This is a genomic window from Nonomuraea sp. NPDC051941 (assembly GCF_044593615.1).
The window spans coordinates 1-21,232 of record NZ_JBIUCF010000037.1; the positions used below are offsets into that span (position 1 = coordinate 1).

Consider the following 21,232-nt stretch of genomic DNA (forward strand, 5'->3'; position numbering starts at 1 on the left):
GGGGTGGGGGGGGGGGGGGGGGGGTGTCCCCCCCCCCCCCCCCCCCCCCCCCCGCCCCCCCCCGGGGGGGGGGGGGCGGGGGGGGCCGGCCGGGCCCCCCCCCCCCCCCCCCCCCCCCCCCCCCCCCCCCCCCCCGCCGGAGCAGATAGCCGGGCTGGAGCCCCTTCAACGCGGCGGTCAGGTTTGAAAGAGGACGCGCGGAGAAACTTGACGGTGGGATCACTTCGCGGGCTATTGTTGTTTATATGAATAGCTCTTCAAGTGAGCGAGTCGTCTTGTCGCCGGACGGCTGCGCGGTCCGGGTCGTCGACCCCGACCGGGTCGCCGCCGTGTGCGAACGGATGCCGGCGGCCGACGATCTGGCCGACACCGCCGACGTCTTCAGCCTGCTGTCCGATCCGAACCGGCTGCGGCTGCTCGTGGCGCTGCTGGACGGAGAGCTGTGCGTGTGCGACCTCGCGGCCGTGACCGGCCAGAGCGAGTCCGCGGTCTCCCACGCCCTGCGGCTGCTGCGCGCCCACCGCATCGTCGTCGCCCGGCGCGCCGGGCGGATGGCGTACTACCGGCTGGACGACCCCCACGTACGCATGCTGCTCGACCTGGCGCTCGCCCACACCGAGCACACCGAGGCCATCCACCCCGAACGGGACGGGGCCGACTGATGGGCGCCGGGCACGGACACGGGCACGCCGGCGCCCAGCACCGGTGGCGGCTGGCGGTCTCCTTCGTCCTCATCGGCGCGTTCTTCGTGGTCGAGCTGGTCTACGGCCTGATCTCCGGCTCGCTGGCGCTGATGTCGGACGCCGGGCACATGGCCGCCGACGTCGTCACCCTGGGCGCCGCCCTGGTGGCCACCCGCATCGCCACCCGGCCGGACGCCACGGGAAGGCGCAGCTACGGCTCCTACCGGGCCGAGGTGTTCGCGTCCCTGCTGGCCGTGGTCATGATGCTCGGCGTCGCGCTGTACGTGGTCTTGGAGGCCATCGGGCGGATCGGCGGACCCGCGGAGGTCTCCTCCGGCCCGATGCTCGTCGTCGGCGGCATCGGCCTGGTCGTCAACCTCATCGCCCTGTTGCTGCTGCGTGCCGGGGCCGCCGAGAGCCTCAACGTCAAGGGCGCCTACCTGGAGGTCGTGGCCGACACGGCCGGGTCCGTCGGCGTCATCGTGGCGGGCTGGCTGATCACGGCCACCGGTCAGACGTTCTGGGACACCGTCGTCGCCCTCGCCATCGGCGTCTTCGTCGCCCTGCGCGCGATCTCCCTCGGCCGTCAGGTCTTCGCGGTGCTGGGGCAGCACGTGCCCGAGGGCATGGACGCGGCCGCGGTGGCGGCCGACCTGGCGGCGCTCGAAGGCGTACGCGACGTGCACGACCTGCACCTGTGGACCCTCACCTCCGGCATGAACGTCGCCACCGCCCACCTGGTCACCGTCGACCCGAAGGACCACCACGCCATCCTGGACCAGGCCCGCGACCTGCTGCTCCGCCGCCACGGCGTGGCGCACGCGACCCTTCAGGTGGAGCCCGCCGACCACACCGGCTGCGACGAGCTCGGCTGGTGACCGCCCCCGCCCCTGAGGGACTCTTCAGGGACGTCTCAGGGAACTCCCCGACGCCCGGGCGGGGCCTGGTGAACCACACTTGGGCGTCATGGGCATGAAGAGAGCGGGCATGATCGCAGGGCTGCTGGGGGTCGCGGCGGTGTTGACCGGGTGCGGCCTCGCCGGCCCCCTCGATGAGGACACCAAGTCCTACGACGTCACCGACAAGGTGGCCGGCATCAGGATCGGGTCCGACTCCGGCACCGTCGAGGTGGTGGAGTCGGACCGCCAGGGCATCCGCGTGACCGAACATCTCGTCTGGCGCAAGAACAAGCCGGAGACCAGCCACGGCGTGGAGGGCGACACGCTCGCCCTGACGTACAAGTGCCCCCGCAGCTGGGGGCTGGGGAGCGGGGCCGCGGCCTGCGACGTGAACTACAAGGTGGAGATCCCCAAGGGGCTCCGCGTCAAGATCGACTCCGACTCCGGGGACCTGACGCTGAAGGACCTGTCCGGCGAGGTGGACGTGCACAGCGACTCCGGGGTGATCGAGGCCGGCGGGCTGTCGGGCAAGCGGGTCGTCACGGAGACCGACTCGGGGGACGTCGAGCTGGTCTTCACCGCGCAGCCGGACAAGGTCGTGAGCTCCTCGGACTCGGGCTCGATCACGGTCCGCGTGCCGCAGGGGCCGTACAACGTGATCGCCAAGACCGACTCCGGCAGCAAGGACGTCACGGCGGCCACCGACGCCTCGGCGCCGCGTACGATCGAGCTTTCCAGCGACTCCGGCAACCTGGAGGTCGCCACCCCCTGAGGGCACAGGTCCGGCCGAAAGTACTGTCGCGAACCCTGCTTCCGGCCGAAGCCGCCACCGGCATGAGGCCCGCAGGATGAGGCGTCATGCCACCCGAAACTCCCGATTCCCGAAGAAGGGCGCGGATCACCGCGCTCGACGTCATACGCGGCTTCGCGCTCTGCGGGATCCTCCTGGCCAACGTCCAGCCGATCTCCCACGTCGGCGACGCCCTCGTCCCCGTCCAGCACGCGGCGGAGACCCCTGGCGCGATGTGGATGGGGCTGCTGGTCGAGCAGCGGTTCTTCCCGATCTTCTCGCTGCTGTTCGGCATCGGCTTCTCGCTGCTCCTGGAGTCCGCGGCAGGGCGCACCGCCAGCCCGCGGCTGCTCCTGCTGCGCCGGCTCCTGGTGCTGCTCGCGATGGGCCTGGTGCACATGTTCGCGCTCTGGCGGGGCGACATCCTGACGATCTACGCCGTCGTCGGCCTGGTGGTGCTCCTGCCCTCGACCTGGCTGCCGCGCCGGGCCGTGGCGGGCGTCGCCGTCGCGTTCCTCGCCGCGGCGCTGGCCTTCGGCGGCGGGACCGCGCTGGTCCCCGGGCTGTTCCTGGCCGGGTCCGCGCTGACCCGGTACGGGGTGATCGACCGGATCGAGCGTTCCGCTCCCGTGGTGCTGACCGTGCTCTTCGCGGCCGGCGCGGCGGTCGCCCTGTGGCTGCAGGCCCGCGCGCAGGACGGATCGCTCGCCGTCGGCGGGCTCCTGATGGCGGGCGTGTACGTGTGCGGCCTGCTGGTCCTGCTCAGGACGCCGCTCCGGCCGGTCCTGCAGGCCGTCTTCGCCCCGCTGGGCCGGATGGCGCTGACCAACTACCTGTCCGCCACGATCCTCGTCCTGGTGATCTCCAGGGCCGTGGCGAGCCCGCCGGAGACCTGGCCGGTGACGACGGTGCTGCTGATCGCCGGCGCGATCCTCGCGGCCCAGTGGCTGGTCTCCACCCTCTGGCTGCGCCGCTTCCGGTACGGCCCCATGGAGTGGCTCTGGCGCTGGGCCACCTGGCTGCGCCGCCCGGCGATGCAGCGGATCGGGGACGGTGCGCGTTCCTAAGGCATGAACGGTGAGACAGTCGCTCGCGCGCCCGCGCCGCCCGAAGCCGAGGCGGTGCTGGCGAGTCTGTACCGCGAGCACTGGCTCGCCCTGGTACGCCTGGCCGTGCTGCTCGTCGGCGACCGGGAGAGCGCCGAGGACGTCGTGCAGGACGTCTTCTCCAGGTTGCACGGCAAACGCCCCGGGAAGCTCACCCTGGCCTACGTCCGCGTCTGCGTGCTGAACGCCTCCCGCTCGGTCCTGCGCAGGCGCGGCGTGGCCGCCCGGGCGCCGCTGGGCGGGCCGGGCGAGCCGGTGGACTCCGCGGAGACGGCGGCGCTGCTGGGAGAGTCGCGCGAGGAGATGCTCGACGCGCTGGCCCGGCTGCCCAGGCGGCAGCGCGAGGTCCTCGTCCTGCGCTACTACCTCGATCTTTCCGACGCCGAGATCGCGAAGGCGACGCGCGTCAGGCAGAGCACCGTGCGGTCCACCGCCTCCAGGGCTCTGGACCGGCTCCAGCGCGAACTGGGAGGCAAGGCATGACCGGCATCGAGGAACGCCTCAGGGACGCGCTGGCCGCCAGGGCCGAGTCCGTGCGCGACGACGGGCGGCCCCGCCGGCTGCCCGCGCCGCGCGAGCGGTCGTCCGGCGCGAGGTGGCGGGCGCCGCTGGCGGTGGCGGCCGCGATCCTGATCGTGGTGGCGGCCACCGTCGCGGTCACCCGTACGGTCACGTCACCCGCTCCGGCGGTCCGGCCGACCCCCGACACCTCGGTGGCCCCCGTCGAACAGATGTGGCCGGGCGCCGTGCACGAGATCCCGGCCAAGGGACCGGGCGGCGGCGGGTTCCTGCCGGACGTGTTCGTCACCGACCGGGTCGTGGTTGGACGGGGGTTCCCCAAGGACCGGCCCGGCGAGATCTGGTCGTACGACCTGGACAAGCGGACGTTCGCCAGGATCGCGCGGCTCAAGAAGGAGGATGTGGGGAACCACCCGCTGGTCTTCGGCGACGGTCACCTGGCGTGGTCGGCGTTCAGCGGCCGTATGAAGGAGGTCTGGACGGTGCCGGTAACGGGCGGAGTGCCCCGCCGGATCGCCTCGGACCGCGCCACGGTCACCCGCGACAACATGGTCCTGGGAATCGGCCGCATGGCCATCGCGGACGGCATGGTCGTGTGGTCGCCCGACGTGGGCGGCGTCTACCGGGCCCCGCTGAAGGGCGGCAAGGCGACCTTGATCGACGGAACGAAGGGTTACAGCCTGGTCGAATGGCCCTGGGCCGGGTCGCCGCGAAACGACAGCCTGGTGGGCGACCCCAGCCCTCGTCCCGTGGAGCACCTGAAGAACCTGCTCACCGGCGGGCGCAAGGACGTGACCGCTCCCGCCGGGCGACCGTCGTGGGCCGACTGTGGGGTGACGTGGTGCTTCAACGGCGTCGAGGCGTGGCGGCGCGACGGCACGGGCCTGCGGAGGCTGCCGGGGGCCGCCTCCGGGGAGATCTACTCGGGCCGCTTCGTCCTGCTCCGCCAGCGGCCGTCCGGCGGAAAGCAGCCGATCGGCGTGCACGACCTCGCCACGGGACGCACCGGCCTGCTGTTCCAGATCTCGACGCTCACAGGCGGCAAGCCACCCACCTTTCACCTGCAGGACGGCATCGCCTGGTTCCAGACGGGACGCGGCACTCAGGTGCTCGTCAATCTGTCCGCCATCGGCCGATGAGTTTCGCCGGCGACGCGAGTCATAGCGACGACGGTGAAATGACTGGAGGTTTCCATGACGACCACGCACACCCTCGCCATCCCGGGCGGACGCCTGAGCTACGAGGTCCGCGGCGCCGGCCCGGTGCTGGTGATCACGGGGTCGCCGATGGCCGCGGCCGACTTCGCGCCGCTGGCCGAGGCGATGGCGGGCGACTACACGGTGGTCACCCACGACCCGCGGGGCATCTCGGGCAGCGTGCTCGACGACCCCACCCAGGACTCCACCCCCGAACTGCGGGCCGACGACCTGGCCCTGCTCCTGGACGCCCTGGGCGCCGAGACCGCCGACGTGTTCGGCAGCAGCGGCGGCGCGGTGACCGGCCTGGCGCTGGTGGCCCGGCACCCCGGCCGGGTCCGTACGCTCGTCGCGCACGAGCCGCCCTCGCTGGAGCTGCTCCCCGACGCCGCCGACCAGCGCGCCGCGACCGAGGACATCATCGCGACCTACCACCGGGACGGCGTCTGGGCGGCCTTCGCCAAGTTCATGGCCACCGCCGGGTTCGACCAGGGCGACGAGGGCGCCCCGGCCGGGCCTCCCGGGGAGCCGACGGAGCAGATGCTGGCCGACAGCGCGCGCTTCTTCGCCCACGAGCTGCGCGGCACCACCCGCTACGTGCCCGACGTCGCCGCGCTGAAGGCCGCCCCGGCCCAGGTCGTGGTGGGCATCGGTGACGAGTCGGGCGGGCTGGTCACCTATCGGACCTCCGTGGCGCTGGCCGAGCTGCTGGGCACGACTCCGACGGAGTTCCCCGGCGACCACGGCGGATTCATCGGCAGGACCGAGGAGTTCGCCGCGGTGCTGCGCAAGGTGCTCGCCGGCTGAGATCGGCGGAAGACGCCTGCGGGCCCCGGGCGTTGGGGTGGAAGAACCCCTATGAGGAGGGCCGATGAGCAAGCGGGCACTGGTACTGGGTGGCGGCGGGGTCGCCGGGATCGCGTGGACGACGGGCGTGCTGGCGGCGCTCGCCGACGGCGGTGTGGACGTGACAGGGGCCGACCGCATCGTCGGCACGTCGGCGGGCTCGGCGGTCGCCGCCCAGGTCACCAGCGGCCGGCCGCTCTCCGAGCTGCTGGAGCGGCAGGTCGATCCCGCGCGCCAGACGCTCGAACTGCCCAGCGGGGTGCGGGTGGAGGAGATGTGGGCGAAGCTCATGGAGGTCTACGAGAGCACGTCCGACCCGGTCGAGCAGCGGCGGAAGATCGGCGCGCTGGCGCTGGCCGCCGAGACGATCAGCGAGGCCAGGCGGCGCGAGGTGATCGAGGCCCGGCTGCCCGTGCACGAGTGGCCGCGACGTGACCTGGTGATCGTGGCGGTCGAGGCGGTCAGCGGCGAGACCCGGCTGTTCGAGCCCGGGTCGGGGGTTGAGCTGGTGGACGCGGTGGCGGCCAGTTGCGCGGTGCCCGGCGTGTGGCCGTGCGTGACGATCGACGGGGTCCGGTACATGGACGGCGGCGTGCGTACGAGCACCAATTCCGACCTCGCGGCCGGGTTCGACCGGGTGCTGGTGCTGGCCCCGATGCCCGACGTCGGCGAGCCGTCCTGGGCCGCGCTCGACGGCCGGGTCGAGGTGATCGGGCCGGACGCCGACTCGCTGGCCGCCTTCGGGATCGACCCGCTCGACCCGGCGGTACGCACGCCCAGCGCCCGAGCCGGTTACGCCCAGGGCCGCGGCGCGGTCGCCCAGGTGGCGGCGCTCTGGGAGTGAACGGCTTGAACCTCCCGCCACGGGAGGTTCTACGGTCGGGTGCGTGAGCGAAGACGCGCGTCGATGGACGATCGGGGAGCTGGCCAGAGCCTCCGGGGTGACCGTCAGGACGCTCTATCACTACGACGAGATCGGCCTGGTCAGGGCCGGCGAGCGGACGGCGTCCGGGCACCGTCGCTACACCGAGGCGGACCTGCGCAGGCTCTACCGGGTGCGCGCGCTGCGCGGCCTCGGACTGTCGCTGGACGAGATCGCCGAGGCCCTCAACAGGCCTGAGGACGACTTGGGGACGCTGCGCGACCTGCTCGGCGCGCAGCTCGCCGAGATCGAGATCCAGACCGCCCGGCTGGGGCAACTGAAGCAGCAGATCAGCGGCCTCATGTGGCTGCTGGACAAGTCGGTCATGCCCGACGCCGAGCAGTTCATGGCCGCGCTCGAGATGATCTCGGTGTACGAGACGTACTTCGCCCAGGAGCTCCGCGACCACCTGGCCACGCGGCGGGCGGAGCTGGGCGAGGAGCGGCTGGCGGGCCTGCGGGCCGAATGGCTGGAGCTCGTCCGCGAGACCCGGGAGCTCCTCCTGGCGGGCACGCCCGTCGACGACCCCAGGGTGCAGGCGATCTCAGCGCGCTGGGAGGCCATGACCGGCGCGGTGCAGCCCCGCGACGAGCGGGTCCAGGAACGGCTCACCGCCGCGGGCATGGCGCTGTGGCGTGACAACAGCGCCGGGGTCAGCGCGGAGATCAGCCGCCAGATCGACTGGCTGGGGGCGGGCGATCTGCCCGCCGTCATCGACTACCTCCAGCGCGCCAGGCAGGCGCGCGAGAGCGGAGAGTGACGCATGCGGTATCCCGACGCACCGGTACGCCCCCAGCACAACGAGGTCGGCGGGCTGACGTTCGACGATCCCTACCAGTGGCTGGAGGAGGACGGCCAGGACGTCCTGGCCTGGCAGGCGGCCCAGGACGAGCTGGCCAGGTCCTGGATCCACGGCTGGCCGCACCACGGCGCGCTCGCGGCCAGGGTCGGCGAGCTGGTCGAGCAGATGGACGCGCGCAACCTGGTGGTCCCCGTCCGGTACGGGCCCCGGTGGTTCAGCGGCCGGATCCCCGACGGGCGCGAGCTGATGGTCCTGGAGGTGGCCGACGCGCCCACCGGGCCCTGGCGTACCGTGATCGACCTCAACGAGCTGTCCGACGGCACGCCGCTGAGGATGTCCCCCAAGCCGTCGCCGGACGGGCGGCTCCTGGCGTACTCGCTGGACGCGGCGGGCCACGAGTTGCCCGTGCTCAAGGTGGTCGAGATCGACACCGGGAAGGTGCTGCTCGACGGCGTGCCCCAGCAGCGGCCCGGCCTGGTGGCCTGGCTCCCTGACAGCAGCGGCTTCTTCTACATGGCCAACGAGACGGTCTCGGGGCCGCTGCGCTGGCGGCTGTTCTTCCACCGGCTCGGGGAGGAGCCGCCCACGGAGCCGGAGCCGCTGGACATCCCGCACATGTTCGCCATCCCCAAGATCTCTCCCGACGGGCGCTGGGCGGTGCTCCAGGTCGACCACCTCAGGCCCCGGCCGCACTTCCTGGCCCGGCTGGACGGCTCGGGCCGTGAGTGGCGGGAGTTCGTCACCGACGCCGAGCACCTCTACAAGGGCGAGATCATCGGCGACGCGTACGTGTGCGTCACCACGGCCGGCGCCCCGCGCGGCCGCCTGGTCCGTATCCCCCTCGACAGCCCCGGCGACCAGGACACCTGGACGGAGCTGGTGCCGGGCGGCGACGCGGTGCTGACCGGCGTGACCCCGGTGGGCGACCGCCTGGTGATCGGCGAGCTGGTGGACACGGTCTCCCGCGTCCGGATCCTCGACCCGGACGGCAAGGAGCTCGGCGAGGTCCCCCTGCCCGGCCCCGGCTCGGTCAGCTCGGTGGCCCAGGGAGTGGTCGCGCTCGGCGTGATGGACCAGGTCGTCGGCTGCGAGGACGCCATCACCTTCGGCTACACCTCCTACACGCAGGTGCCGACCGTCTACCACTACGAGCTGGAGTCGGGCACCCTGACCGCCCTGCAGGGCGGCGGGCACAGCCTGACCGGGCTGGTCACCACCCGCGTGTGGGCCACCTCCAAGGACGGCACGCGCATCCCCTGCACGCTGGTCCACCGGGCCGACCTGGACCGGACCGGGCCGCGGCCGACGCTGCTCCACGCGTACGGCGGCTTCAACGTCGCGGAGCTGGCCTCGTACCTCGGTCCCCTGGCCGCGTTCGTCGAGGCGGGCGGGATCTACGCGCACGCCCACGTGCGCGGCGGCGGCGAGTTCGGCCTGGAGTGGTGGGAGGCGGGCCGGCTGCACGCCAAGCAGAACTCCTTCGACGACCTGTACGCCATCGCCGACCGGCTGATCGCCGACGGGGTCACCGCCCCGGACCGGCTGGCCTTCCAGGGCGCCTCGAACGGCGGGATGCTCGCGGGCGTGGCCGCGACCCAGCGCCCCGACCTGTGGCGGGCGGTGGTCTGCGTCGCCCCGAAGCTGGACCTGATGCGCGTGGTCCACGACCCGGTGGGAGCCGCCGCCACCCTGCCCGAGTACGGCAACCCGGCCGACCCTGCCGACGCGCCCGTGCTGATGGCCTACTCGCCGTACCACAACGTGCGGCCGGCCACGGCGTACCCGGCGATGCTGCTGGACGCGGGCGCGAACGATCCCCGCTGCCCGGCCTGGCACTCCCGCAAGTTCGCCGCCAGGGCACAGGCCGCCACCACCGCCTCCCACCCGGTCCTGCTGCGCGTCTGGGCGGACGCCGGGCACGGCGGCACGAACTGGAGCACGATCGTCGCCCAGCAGACGGACTGGCTGGCCTTCGTCATGCGTGAGCTGGGCCTTCGCCCGGGCGACGACGTTCGCCAAACCGTGTCCTGACATGACCGGCATCAAGGAGTTCACTGGCGGAAGGGGGCGAATCACGAGTCGGTCGATGGGCCGCGCACCACCGATCCGCAAGGAACGCGAGGTCGTGCAGATGAAGAAGATCCACCCCAAGGTCGAAGAAGCGGTCGACACCCTCAAGCTGACCCCGATCGCCAGGCGGCGCCTGCTCACCGGCGCCGGGCTGGCCAGCGCGTCGGCCGCGGCCTCCGCACTGCTGGCGGCATGCACCGCCGGCCAGGACAAGCCCGCCGCGAGCGGCGCGGCCGAGGCGGCGGCCGGCGACTTCCCCGCCACACCCAAGTGGAAGTTCGTGCTGGTCTGTCACGTCACCACGAACCCGTTCTTCACCCCCACCCAGTACGGCGCCCAGGACGCGTGCGCGCTGCTCGGCACCGAGTTCCAGTGGACGGGCTCGAAGGACTCGATCGTGGCCGAGATGGTCAACGCGTGCAACACCGCCGTCTCGGGCAAGGCCGACGGGCTGGCCGTGGCCGTCGTGGACAAGGCGGCCTTCCGCGACCCGGTCAACCGGGCGCTGGACGCGGGCATCCCCGTGGTGTCGTACAACGCGGACGGCTCCCGCGACGACAAGGGCACGAGCCGGCTGGCCTACATCGGGCAGGGCCTGTACGAGTCCGGCTACGCGCTCGGCCAGCGGGCGCTCCAGCAGGTGGAGTCGGGCGAGGTCGCCGGCTTCATCGCCACCCCTGGGGCCCTGAACATCCAGCCCAGGATCGACGGCGCCCAGCAGGCGTTCAAGGACTCGGGCAAGCCCATCAAGTTCACCCCGGTGGGCACGAACGCCGACGTCACCAAGGGCCTGTCGATCATCGACGCCTACGCCCAGGGCCACGCGAACCTGGCCGGCATGCTGGCCGTGGACGCCGGCTCAACCCAGTCGATCGGGCAGACGGTCAAGAAGTACAACATGCGGAGCAAGGGCCTCAAGGTGGCCGGAGGCTTCGACCTGGTGCCGGAGACGCTGGCCGCGATCAAGGCGGGCGACCTCGACTACACCATCGACCAGCAGCCCTACCTGCAGGGTTTCCTGCCGGTGCTCTACCTCTACCTCTACAAGCTGTCCGGCGGGCTGCTCTTCCCCTCCGAGACGAACACGGGCCTGCTGTTCGTGACGAAGGACAACGTGGGCCCGTACCAGACGACCAAGACGCGCTTCGAGGGCTCCGACACCGCGCAGAAGCTGGTGGAACGTTCGGGCGCCATCGCCCATGCGTAGGTTCCGGGAGGAGTTCCTGAAGCACCGCGAGGCCGGCGTCCTGGTGGTGGCGATCGCTCTGGGGCTGTACTTCATGTCGGTCACGGACGTCTTCCTGACCGGGGACAACCTGGTCAACATCACCCAGGCCGCCGCGCCCACGGCCATCGTCGCGTGCGGGACCGTCCTGCTGCTGGTCAGCGGGGAGATCGACCTGTCGGTCGGCGTGGTGGCGGCGCTGGCGCCGTTCATGATGCACTACGCGATCGACTTCTGGGGGTTCCCGGCGCTGCCGGCGATCCTGCTGGCGCTGCTGACCGGGACCGCGATCGGGTTCGCGAACGGGTTCGTGACCGTGGTGCTGCGGGTGCCGTCGTTCGTGACGACGCTGGGCACCTTCTACGCGGTGACCGGCATCGTGCTCACCACGTCGCACGCCTACCCCGCCGAGATCCCGGCCGCGGTGGACGGGGCGATCGGGTCGTGGCTGGGCGCCTATCCGTGGGCCCATCTGGCTTGGGCCGCGGTGATCGTGATCATCCTGCACGTGCTGCTGACGCGTACCAGGTGGGGGTTGCACACGATCGCGGTCGGGGGCAACCCGCTGGGGGCGTCGGAGGCGGGCGTCCGCACCGCACGCATCAAAATCGGAAATTTCATGATTGGCGGGACTCTGGGGGCGTTCGCCGGGCTGATTGAGGCGTTCCGGATCCACACCATCGACCCGAACATCGGCGGCGGCACCGGCCTGATGTTCACCGCGGTGTCGGCCGCGGTGATCGGCGGCACGGCGCTGGCCGGCGGCTCCGGGACGATCGTCGGCGGCGCGATCGGGGCCCTCGTCCTGGCCGTCCTCCAGAACGGCATGAACCTCATCGGCATCTCCGCCAACCCCTACTTCCTCATCCTGGGCGGCGCGATCCTGCTCTCCATGATCGCGAACGTCTCCCTGACCCGGCTGCGAAGGGCGGGACGGACATGACCGAGGTCCTGCGTACCGAGTCGCTGTCCAAGCGGTTCGGGGCGGTGACCGCGCTGCGGGACGTCAGTCTGACCCTGACGCGGGGCGAGGTGCTCGGCCTGATCGGCGACAACGGCGCGGGCAAGTCGACGCTGGTCAAACTCCTGTGCGGGTTCCACCAGCCGGACTCGGGCCGGATCCTGCTCGACGGCGAGGAGGTGGCGCTCAGGTCGGTGCGCCAGGCCAGGTCCCTGGGGATCGACATCGTCTACCAGGACCTCGCGCTCATCAACGAGCTCAGCGTCTACCACAACATGTTCCTGGGCCGGGAGCACGTCGGGTTCGCGCGGCTGCTGAGCAACCGGCGCATGCGCCGCCTGGCCACCGAGCACCTGGACGCCATGGGAGTGCGCATCCCGTCGGTGGACGTCGAGGTCGCCAAGCTGTCGGGCGGCCAGCGGCAGGCCATCGCGGTCGCCCGCTCGGTCTACTCGCGCTCACGGATCCTGCTGCTCGACGAGCCGCTGGCCGCGATGGGGGCCAAGGAGGGGGCGCTGATCCTCGACCTGGTCAGCGACCTGAAGGCGCGCGGCGAGGTGTCCATCGTGATCATTGCGCACAACTACGCGCAGATCCTGGAGGTGTGCGACCGGGTCAACCTGCTCCAGCACGGCACGATCACGTTCGACAAGCCCACCGCGGACACCTCGCTCCAGGAGCTCACGGACCTGGTCGTGCAGGAGTACCGCAGGGCGCGCGGCGGCGGTCACTAGCGGAGCCGCACGGTCGTGGAGGCGCCCTCCCGGCCGGCCAGGCCGTCGAAGGTGAACGTCTCCCCCGCCCACGTGACGGTCAGCTCGTCGAGGTCGCATCGGGGGTCCGACACGGTCAGCGTGTCCCCGCGCACCAGCACCGCGCACGGGGCCGAGGCGGTCAGGCCGCCCGCGGTCCCGGCGTCCCAGAAGTTCGCCGCGGTGAGGCCCAGCGAGGGCACGTGGACGGCCTGCAGGCGGTCGGTGTTGGCGAGCACGCGCACCCAGCCGGGGTCGGCCGCCCGCGCGCTGGTCTCCTCCTGGCCGGCGCCCGGCATGAGCAGGTAGACGTATCCGGCCGAGCGCGGATCGACGCCGTGGTCGAGCCAGAGCGTCACGTAGTCGCGGGTCACGCCGCCGCCGGCGCGGCGCTCGCGCAGCGTGCGCAGGGGCCCGCGCACGACGTAGCCGCCGTGCCCTTCGAGGTGGGCCCAGCCCTCCCGCACCGTCAGCGCGGCGCCGGTCCTGCGGTTGTCCACGACCGTCTCGACGGGCACGCCGTCCTCCGCGGTGATGCCCGCGCCCAGGCACACGATCGCGTCGTCGAGGAAGAACCACGACCTGAACGCCTCCATCGTGCTCTCCAGGCCGTTCAGGTGCTGGCCGACGGTGGCGTACGTGCCGTCCGTGGCCCCGCCCACCCACCGGCCCGGCGGGCAGGTGTCGCCCCAGTCGCCGCCCGCGCCGTCGGGCAGCCTCTTGGTGGAGACGGTCGTCCCGGGCAGCCGGTAGGGGTCCACGGTGGGCCAGAAGTCGTCCGAATACTGGTCGCCGTGGCCCGTCGCCCACCAATAGAGCATCCCCGAGCCGGTGTGCCAGCCGCGCAGGTTCTCGCCGTTGCCGTGCTCGTAGTGGCCGATCCTGGAGGAGGCCATGCTGAGCGCCCCGCACCAGCCCGGCCTGCGGTGCACGGCCCGGGCGCTCATCGGCAGCAGCCGGTGCCCGACCGGCTCCGCCGCCGCGGGCACGGAGGCGTCGTCCACGACCGCGGCCAGCCGGGCGTGGAAGGCGGGCTCGGGGTGCTCCAGCATCGGCCGGTACGTGTCGCGTACCGCCCAGCCCTTGACCATGGCGTGCCACCGCGCCCGCTCGGCGGCCGGGGCGCCCTCCCCCAGCAGCAGGACCGCGGCGGCGATCTCCCGCCCGCGCTCGTGGTCGCCGAACGGCTTCCTGCCGACTCCCCTGCCGCGGACCAGGTCCATGCAGGCGCCGTCGCGGACGAAGGGGGCGAACGACCGCTCGACCATGTCGAACACGTTCTGGTCGGAGACCTCCCACGGCGTGCCCCGCAGCACCGCGAACATGGTCGCCAGCCCCGACAGCAGCGTCACCCCGTAGGCCCCCTGGTAGGGCACGTGCGTGTGCTGGATGAACGACCCGTCCCGGTAGAACCCGTCGCCCTCGCCGACGAGGCGGAACACCGGCGCGAGCGCGGACGCCGCCAGCGCCGCCCTGCCGTAGTCGGCGTCGAGCATGGCCCGCAGCAGCATCACCAGGCACAGGTCCACGCGGTTGGCCGCGGTGCTGTTGCCCCTGTACCGGCCGAGCCGGCGTTCCGGCACGAAGTGGTCGACCGCGTCCCGCAGCCGCGCGCTCTGCGGCTCGGGCAGGCCGGCGAGCACCGCCGCGTCGAGCAGCGCCTTCGGCACGCCGATCTGCCAGTGCCACCAGTTGCCGGTCGCCTCGGCGCCGTCGGCGTACACGCTGCGCCGGTAGTGGTCCACCCCTTCCGCGACCGCCGCCGCCAGCCCCGCGTCGCCGGTCAGGCCGGTGCCCTCCAGCACGTACGCCTGCGCCATGGCCCGCAGCCGCCGCGGCGTGGCCACGAAGGAGGGGAACGCCTGGTCGGGCCAGAGCGAGGCGCGGCCGGGGGCCATGGTGTCGCGGTGGCGGGCGGCCGTTCTGCCCAGCCTGTCCAGCCAGGTCCGGTACGGCTCGGCGGCCGGATCGTACCCGCCGCCCACCGTGAGCTCCCGCCAGCGGCGGCGTAAGCGGAGGAAGGAGTCGTCCGGGGTGTGCGCGGGGTCGGCGGGCACCAGCGCGCCGAGCAGCCCGGCCGCGGTCACGCCGCCGAGCCGGAGGAACGAGCGCCTGGTTGGCCGGTGCACGCCTCGATTATCGGGTCAGAGCGGGAGCACGGCCCCGAACCGCTTCACGGTCCTGATGATCGGCGCGGTCTCGATGCGCCCGATCGCGGGCAGCGCGCCCAGGCTCTCGGTCAGGTAGCGGTAGAACGCCGCGTCGTCGCGGCACACGATGTTGGCCATCAGGTTGGCGGGGCCCGTCGTCGCGCCGACGTACGCGACCTCCGGGTGCCAGGTCAGCGCCCGCCCGGTGGCGTCCAGCTCGGCCGGCGGCACCGACATCCACAGCTGCGCCTCCACCCGGTGGCCCAGCAGCACGGGCACCACGTCGAGGTGGAAGAAGAGCGCCCCCGTCCCGTAGAGCTGCTCCACCCGGCGCCGGACCGTCGACTCGGACCAGCCCGTCGCCGCGGCCAGGTCCGCGTAGGGTGCCCGGCCGTCCCGCGACAGCGCCTCCAGCAGGGCGTCGTCACCGGGGCCCAGCGTGATCTCCTCGTCCTCGCCATGGCGGGCGAACGCCCGTCCCTCCTCGATGCCCGCCGCCTGCTCGGGGGAGAGCGCGGCCAGCCCGGCCCAGCCGACCCGCCCGCCGACGAACCTGTGCAGGGTCCGGTGCGCCGTGACCGACAGCACGCGGTCGGTCTTGGCGAGCCTGCCCAGCAGCAGCGACTGGCGCTCCTTGGCCGTGCGCTGGATCGTGGTGCAGGAGATCTCGGTGCCTCCGGACAGGAGATTCACCCAGAACGTGTCGGAGCGCCGCGCGAGCGCCTCGGCGATCGAGACCGCCGCGTCGGGGGTGCACCGCAACCTGATGGACCACGACTCGAAGCCGAGCCGCCGCCCGTCCACGGCGCCGACCACCCGTACGGTGCCGCTGGCGCGCAGCCGCCGGTAGCGGCGGGCCACCCGCTGGTCGGACACGCCGAGCACCTCGCCGATGCGGCTGAACGCGGCCCGCCCGTCCACCTGCAGCGCGTGCAGGAGCCCTCGGTCCAGCTCGTCCAGCGCGATGTTTTTCACCATCACAGGCTAGCTCGCGGGGAAAAGCACCAGAAGTGCTGCTTCTGCTGGCGAATATCCCCATGCGGGCCCGATCTTATCCCCCATGACCCAGACCTCCACAGCGACGAGGACCGGCTGGTGGCCGTTGGTGGCCGCGTGCACCGGCGCTTTCATGCTCCTCGTCGACGTGACCATCGTGATGGTCGCGCTCCCCGACATCATCGACGACCTTCACATGTCCTTCACCGGCACCCAGTGGCTGCTGGACGGCTACGCGCTGGCCCTGGCCGCCCTGTTGCTCGCCGCCGGTTCCTTCGCCGATCACGCGGGACAGCGCAAGGTTTATCTGTGGGCGCTGATCGTGTTCGCGCTGGCCTCGCTGGCCTGCGGGCTGGCGCCCAGCGGCGGCGTGCTGCTGGCCGCCCGCGTGGTCCAGGGCGTGGGCGGGGCCGCCATGATGGCCACGACCCTGGCCCTGGTCAGCGCCACCTATCACGGCAGGCAGCGCGGCATCGCGTTCGGCGTGTGGGGCGGCGTCAGCGGGGCCGCCGCGGCCGTCGCCCCCGTGCTCGGCGGCCTGCTCACCGAGCACCTGCACTGGCGGGCCATCTTCCTGGTGAACCTGCCCATCAGCCTGGGTGCCGTCTGGCTGACCCTGCGCACGGTCGAGGAGTCGCGCCGGCCCGGCAAGGGGCGGCTCGACTGGCCGGGCATGGTGACGTTCACGGTGGCGGCGGGCGCGCTCACGTACGGGCTCATCGAGGTCGGGCAGCACGGCTGGACGTCGGCGCGGACGCTCGTGCCGCTGGCCGCGGCGGCGGTGGCGCTCGCGGTGTTCGGCGTCATCGAGACGCGCGGCGACCACCCCATGCTGGACCTCAGGCTCTTCGCGAACCGGTCGTTCAGCGGCATCATGACCGGGGCCATGCTGCTGGTGCCCGCCGCGTTCGCCTGCCTCGCGTTCACCTCGCTCTGGCTGCAGCAGGACCTCCGGCTCGGCCCCGTGATGGCGGGGCTGGCGCTGTCGCCGATGGCCCTCGCCTCCCTGGTGACCTCGGTCGCCGCCGCCCGGCTCCTCCCCGGGCTGTCCCCGAGGGCGGCGGTCGGCGGCGGGCTGCTGCTGATCGGCGCGGGCGCCTTCCTCCAGGGCACGCTCGACGCCGACTCGTCGTGGACCGCGCTGGTGCCCGGCCTGATCGTGACGGGGGTGGGCGTGGGGCTGTCCATCCCGTCGCTGAGCTCTGCCGCCATGTCGTACGCCCCGCCGCACCGCGCGGGCATGGCCGCGGGCACCGTCAACACGCTCAGGCAGCTCGGTTACGCGCTCGGCGTCGCCGTGTTCGGCATCCTGTACCAGGACGGCCTGGCGCCGTACGCCGCGCTCGACGACGTCTACCGGGCGAGCGCCGTCACCGGCCTGGCGGCGGGGCTCCTGGTCCTGGCGACCGTCCGTCCCGCGAGAGCCGCGTGAGCGTCAGAGCAGCCGGCGGATGTCCCCGTACGCGCGGTAGAAGCCGCCCCGGCCGGCGGAGCGCACGCCGTCGACGAGGTAGCGGGCTCCGGCCTCCCGGATGTCCTTGGGGAACTGCACGTTCCACGTCTCGAAGCCGGGACTGACGACGCGGACCCGCAGCCGCTCGCCCTCCTTGAAGCACTCCACCACCACGCCGTCGCCCGCGTCGGTGGTGGTCTCCAGCGTCACGGACGGCTCCACCACCTGCAGCGACGCGGCCGCCTTGACGTCGAGCGGCTGCGGCACGGTGCCCGTGCGGGCCGCGGCGATGGCCGCCTCGCTGGCGTCGATGCAGGCCAGCGAGCCGTCGGTGGTGACGATGTAGAGGCGGTCGTCCAGGAACTGCATGGAGAACGCGGATCCGCAGCCGGTGCCGAGCTTCCACAGCCGCTCGCCGGAGGCGTCGAAGCAGTAGACCGACGAGTGGTTGTCGCCGGCGAAGACGTGGCGGCCGCCCGGCGAGGTGGCGCAGGAGTAGACGGCGCCGTCGCACTGGTAGGCCGCCTCGATCCGGCCGTCGCCCTTGGCCAGGCGGATCACGCGGCCCACGGAGCCGCGGGCGGTGCCGGCGTAGACGGAGTGCGCCTCCTGCCAGCCGAACAGCACCTGTTCGCCAAGGGCGGTCTGCCAGACGGGCGTGCCGTCCTGGACGTCGTAGCGGGCCACACCCTTGGAGTGCCCGTGGTAGACCGAGTCCTCGTCGCACCTGACCATCCAGGCCGAGTCGCCGGCGACGCCGCGCGACCACTGGAACTCGTCCTCGTAGTCGATCGTGGTGACCCCGCCGGCGCGGTCGGAGACGCCGAGCACGCCGTCGTGGATGTCGAGCCAGTAGATGTCCACGTCGGTGGCGATCTCGTACGCGGACCTCGGCACCTTGCCGCTCAGGTCGTACACGCGGCCGTCGTCGCAGCCCGCGTAGATCCAGAAGTCGTCGGCCACGATGCACTTGACGCCGTCGGGCAGCTTGAAGCGGCCGGTCACGGTGCCGGAGTGGGTGACGGTGTAGACGTCGCCGTGCTGGTTGCCGACCCAGCAGCGCTCGTCGTCCACGAAGATGCCGAACGCCGACGCCCCGCTGTCGAAGCGCCACAGGACCGGCGCCTGCTGGGCGGTCGACTGCGTGCTGGGGATGGCCCGGCGGGTGACGGCCCGGCGCTGGCGCACCCCGCGGACCGCCGCGGTGTACCCCTTGCGGGTCTTCTCGCCGATCTTCTTGGCGGCCGCGGCCTGGGCCTTGGCCGCGGTGGGGAAGTCGGTGACCTTGGTCTGGCCGCTCTCGCCGATGCGTCCGTAGGTGATCGTGACGCGGGTGCCCGCCACGGTCACGTCGTAGAACTTGTGCGATCCGCCGCCGTCCTCTGACAGCTCCAGGTAGGTCATGTCCGTACTTCTCCTGATTTGCCGGGCTTGATCACTTGCCCCGGAGAGTAGAGGACGGTGGCGACAAATCGCAGGGACTTACTTGTCGTACTCGTACGCTCCGGCGTCGACCGCGCCGTCACTGCCGTCGATGGCCCGGCCGGTCACGTCGCTGTCGCTGAACTTGGTGATCCCGAAGTCGATGGCCGGGCTCCCGGCACGCAGGCTCAGCGGGTTGGCGGTGTTCGACAGGTTGAACCGCGGGTCGGCCGTGATGTTGTCGTGGCCGCCCATCTGGTGCTGCGAGGCGCCGAAAAAGACGTTGTGGTGGCTGTCGGTGACGTTCGGGCCGTAGGCGGTCTTGGCCGTGACCTGGATGATGTTCTGCGACATCGACAGGTGGGCGTTGGTGCAGCCGGCGTCGCAGACGACACCCTGGGAGCCCGCCTGGGGCAGGTACACGGAGTTGTTGCGGAACACGGTGCCGAACACGGGTCCGTTCGGGTCGGGGTCCTCCCCGGGCTCCTGCGGGCCGCGGGTGACGAGGGCCGCGCCGGTCTTGGGGCCGGTGATCACGTTGTACTCGAAGACGTTGCCCGAGGTGCCGTCGGGGTCCTCGGGGTCGCCGTTCTCGTCGACGCCGTGGCTGGTGCCGAGCTCGGTGAAGGTCTCGTTGTCCACCGAGATGTTGTGGTGGATGCGGTTGTCGGAGCCGAGGAAGATCTCCACGGCCGCGCCGTCCAACCCGTAGTCGTAGCTGGTCGCGATCGAGCCGCGGAACTCGTTCCAGCCGATGTCGGAGTTGTCACCCTGGACGAGGATCGCGAACGCGCCCGAGTCGTCGTTGCCCGGCTCCTCGGTGTTCTTGCTCATGAAGTTGTTGTCGATGAAATCGTTGGCCGTCACCGCGTTACGCTGCGCCTTCGGCGCGATGTAGACCCCGGCCGCGGCGCCCGTGATGTAGTTGCGCTCGACGACGTTGTCATTGCCCGTCACCTTCACGCCGGCCCACGAACAGCGGCCGTCGTCCTGGGGCACTCCCACCTGGAGGTTGTAGACCTCGATGTGGTCGCCGTCCAGGCTCACGCACGCCTCGTTGTCCCCGGAGACGATCGGTCTGGCGCTGCTCGTGCCGTAGGTGTCCACGACGATCGGGGCCTCCGCCGTGCCCGACTCGGTGATCGCGAGTTGCTGCCCCTTCCACCTGCTGCCGCGCTTCAAGAACAGCTTGGCGCCTTCGGGCAGATTCGCCGCCGTCGCCTTGGTGAGGGTCTTCCACGCGGTGGCCTCCGAGGTGCCTGAGGCGGAGTCGTTGCCGTTGACGGAGTCCACGTAGAAGACGGCGGCGTCCGCCGATGCGGTACCCGTGGTCACGGTCGTGGCTAGCGTGGTGGTGACGAGCGCGAGCGCTGCCGTCGACGCGCCGGTCCGCAAGTTCCAGCCTGACATTTCAGCCTCCAGAACTGCCGGGGCTCCGTCACGCAACGAAGATCATCCCCGGCTTGCGGCTGACACATTAACCGGATTTAGTCGGAAAGTCCCGATTTTTCCTGACTCAAATCGGAGGTTTAGGTCCCGGCCCTGATCGGCACCACGTTGCCGGGCGCCCCGCTGCGCGGCAGCGCGAACCAGGTGGCCTTGCCGACGAGATCGGGGTGGGTGACGTAGCGCTGGGGATGGCAGCCGTAGAACCCGTCGGAGAGCCTGGCGATGATCCGCAGCCCCCGCCCGTGCTCGGCCCGATCGTCCGGCGGGGCGGGCTCCGGTAGCAGCGGACTGCTGTCCACGACCACGCACATGATCTCTTTCGCGTCGATGTGCAGGGCCAGTTCGTACGGGCCGTCACCGTACATCAGAGCATTGGTGATCAATTCGCTCACCATGAGGACGGCGTCGTCAACGAGATCCGAACAAAGGGAGAGTGCCGACAATTCTTCGCGGATGATCGCCCGTGCGTGGCCGACCGTCCGGACATCCTCGCGCAGCGGCCACACGTACTGCATCCGGCTCCGACGAGCTGATCGCAGCGTGGTCATGGCATCTCTTTCCTGTGTTTGCCGGGCTTCCGGGACAGAGGGACAGCGAATGCGCGTTTCACTCAACAAGAGAGCCTGCCTTTGGGTCGACGTACATGGCCGTCGAAACCTGTACGCACGGGAAGGCCTTTTGGGTCGAATCTTCGGTGAGAAATCGCAATTCTTTTTAACCGCCGCCCGAAACGACGGGTATGGGCCCGGGTATGGGCCCTGCCATGAGCACTGACGAGAACACACCCGAGATCGACTCCCAGCCCCCCGCCGCGGCCCGGCGGCCGGGCCGGCGTGGAGAGCCGCCGCCGAAGCCCAAGCCCGCGGGGATGCAAGCGCTGGAGCAGGCGCTGTCGCGGGCGGGCAAGGAGTTGAAGGACATCCTGTGGGTCCGGCCATGACCACTGGCTCCTGAGGGCCCTGTTCGCGTCGCCGCTGCCGAGGCCCGGCGA

Annotated in this window: 20 protein-coding genes; 15 read left to right on the forward strand and 5 right to left on the reverse strand. The window is 71.8% G+C overall.

Annotated elements, in window-relative coordinates:
• The first annotated feature begins 245 nt into the window (after window positions 1-245).
• The 13 genes from ACIHFD_RS44935 (at window position 246) to ACIHFD_RS44995 (ending at window position 12,753) form a co-directional block, all read left to right on the forward strand.
• Window positions 246-662 (forward strand): metalloregulator ArsR/SmtB family transcription factor, encoded by a 417-nt coding sequence (locus ACIHFD_RS44935; protein ID WP_350723952.1) that lies wholly within the window; start codon window positions 246-248, stop codon window positions 660-662.
• Window positions 662-1,561 carry a cation diffusion facilitator family transporter gene (locus tag ACIHFD_RS44940; RefSeq protein WP_397372137.1) on the forward strand — a complete coding sequence of 300 codons (900 nt, stop codon included), beginning with the start codon at window positions 662-664 and terminating at the stop codon, window positions 1,559-1,561. The genes ACIHFD_RS44935 and ACIHFD_RS44940 overlap by 1 nt, the downstream gene beginning before the upstream one ends.
• Window positions 1,562-1,649: 88 nt before the next feature.
• On the forward strand, window positions 1,650-2,354 hold the full coding sequence (locus ACIHFD_RS44945; RefSeq protein WP_397372138.1) for a DUF4097 family beta strand repeat-containing protein: 705 nt from the start codon (window positions 1,650-1,652) through the stop codon (window positions 2,352-2,354).
• Window positions 2,355-2,440: 86 nt separating this feature from the next.
• On the forward strand, window positions 2,441-3,439 hold the full coding sequence (locus ACIHFD_RS44950) for a DUF418 domain-containing protein (protein ID WP_397372139.1): 999 nt from the start codon (window positions 2,441-2,443) through the stop codon (window positions 3,437-3,439).
• Between the two features lie 3 nt (window positions 3,440-3,442).
• A complete protein-coding gene (locus ACIHFD_RS44955; RefSeq protein ID WP_364251647.1) occupies window positions 3,443-3,961 on the forward strand; it encodes a sigma-70 family RNA polymerase sigma factor in 519 nt (172 codons plus the stop codon).
• Entirely contained in the window at window positions 3,958-5,136 is a 1,179-nt protein-coding gene (locus ACIHFD_RS44960) for a hypothetical protein (protein ID WP_397372140.1), read from the forward strand. The genes ACIHFD_RS44955 and ACIHFD_RS44960 overlap by 4 nt, the downstream gene beginning before the upstream one ends.
• A gap of 54 nt (window positions 5,137-5,190) precedes the next feature.
• Window positions 5,191-6,000: an alpha/beta fold hydrolase gene (locus tag ACIHFD_RS44965; protein WP_397372141.1), complete on the forward strand. Its 810-nt coding sequence runs from the start codon at window positions 5,191-5,193 to the stop codon at window positions 5,998-6,000.
• Between the two features lie 64 nt (window positions 6,001-6,064).
• Entirely contained in the window at window positions 6,065-6,883 is an 819-nt protein-coding gene (locus ACIHFD_RS44970; protein WP_397372142.1) for a patatin-like phospholipase family protein, read from the forward strand.
• Between the two features lie 43 nt (window positions 6,884-6,926).
• Window positions 6,927-7,721 carry a MerR family transcriptional regulator gene (locus ACIHFD_RS44975; protein WP_397372143.1) on the forward strand — a complete coding sequence of 265 codons (795 nt, stop codon included), beginning with the start codon at window positions 6,927-6,929 and terminating at the stop codon, window positions 7,719-7,721.
• Between the two features lie 3 nt (window positions 7,722-7,724).
• Window positions 7,725-9,794 (forward strand): prolyl oligopeptidase family serine peptidase, encoded by a 2,070-nt coding sequence (locus ACIHFD_RS44980; RefSeq protein ID WP_397372144.1) that lies wholly within the window; start codon window positions 7,725-7,727, stop codon window positions 9,792-9,794.
• Between the two features lie 55 nt (window positions 9,795-9,849).
• Complete coding sequence (locus tag ACIHFD_RS44985) at window positions 9,850-11,040, forward strand: sugar ABC transporter substrate-binding protein (protein WP_397372145.1); 1,191 nt, start codon at window positions 9,850-9,852, stop codon at window positions 11,038-11,040.
• The gene (locus tag ACIHFD_RS44990) at window positions 11,033-12,001 is read left to right on the forward strand and encodes an ABC transporter permease (protein ID WP_397372146.1); all 969 of its coding nucleotides are present in this window, start codon (window positions 11,033-11,035) and stop codon (window positions 11,999-12,001) included. The genes ACIHFD_RS44985 and ACIHFD_RS44990 overlap by 8 nt, the downstream gene beginning before the upstream one ends.
• Window positions 11,998-12,753 carry an ATP-binding cassette domain-containing protein gene (locus tag ACIHFD_RS44995; protein ID WP_350723970.1) on the forward strand — a complete coding sequence of 252 codons (756 nt, stop codon included), beginning with the start codon at window positions 11,998-12,000 and terminating at the stop codon, window positions 12,751-12,753. The genes ACIHFD_RS44990 and ACIHFD_RS44995 overlap by 4 nt, the downstream gene beginning before the upstream one ends.
• On the opposite strand, the gene ACIHFD_RS45000 is transcribed toward ACIHFD_RS44995, so the two are convergent.
• Window positions 12,750-14,900, reverse strand: a complete 2,151-nt coding sequence (locus ACIHFD_RS45000; protein WP_397372147.1) for a polysaccharide lyase 8 family protein — start codon at window positions 14,898-14,900, stop codon at window positions 12,750-12,752. The two genes, ACIHFD_RS44995 and ACIHFD_RS45000, sit on opposite strands and share 4 nt — an antisense overlap.
• Window positions 14,901-14,915: 15 nt before the next feature.
• Window positions 14,916-15,899 carry an Lrp/AsnC family transcriptional regulator gene (locus ACIHFD_RS45005; protein ID WP_397372148.1) on the reverse strand — a complete coding sequence of 328 codons (984 nt, stop codon included), beginning with the start codon at window positions 15,897-15,899 and terminating at the stop codon, window positions 14,916-14,918.
• 82 nt (window positions 15,900-15,981) lie between these two features.
• Here ACIHFD_RS45005 and ACIHFD_RS45010 point away from each other — a divergent pair, with 82 nt between their 5' ends.
• Entirely contained in the window at window positions 15,982-17,349 is a 1,368-nt protein-coding gene (locus tag ACIHFD_RS45010; protein WP_397372149.1) for an MFS transporter, read from the forward strand.
• A 3-nt stretch (window positions 17,350-17,352) separates the two neighbouring features.
• Here the strand turns inward: ACIHFD_RS45010 and ACIHFD_RS45015 are convergent, their stop codons facing one another.
• The 3 genes from ACIHFD_RS45015 to ACIHFD_RS45025 form a co-directional block, all read right to left on the reverse strand.
• A complete protein-coding gene (locus ACIHFD_RS45015) occupies window positions 17,353-18,774 on the reverse strand; it encodes a WGR domain-containing protein (protein ID WP_397372150.1) in 1,422 nt (473 codons plus the stop codon).
• A 78-nt stretch (window positions 18,775-18,852) separates the two neighbouring features.
• Window positions 18,853-20,202, reverse strand: a complete 1,350-nt coding sequence (locus tag ACIHFD_RS45020; RefSeq protein ID WP_397372151.1) for a hypothetical protein — start codon at window positions 20,200-20,202, stop codon at window positions 18,853-18,855.
• A 119-nt stretch (window positions 20,203-20,321) separates the two neighbouring features.
• Window positions 20,322-20,789 (reverse strand): ATP-binding protein, encoded by a 468-nt coding sequence (locus ACIHFD_RS45025; protein WP_397372152.1) that lies wholly within the window; start codon window positions 20,787-20,789, stop codon window positions 20,322-20,324.
• 215 nt (window positions 20,790-21,004) lie between these two features.
• Between ACIHFD_RS45025 and ACIHFD_RS45030 the strand changes: the two genes are divergently transcribed.
• Window positions 21,005-21,181, forward strand: coding sequence for a hypothetical protein (locus ACIHFD_RS45030; protein WP_364251678.1), 177 nt, complete (start codon window positions 21,005-21,007; stop codon window positions 21,179-21,181).
• Window positions 21,182-21,232 lie beyond the last annotated feature (51 nt).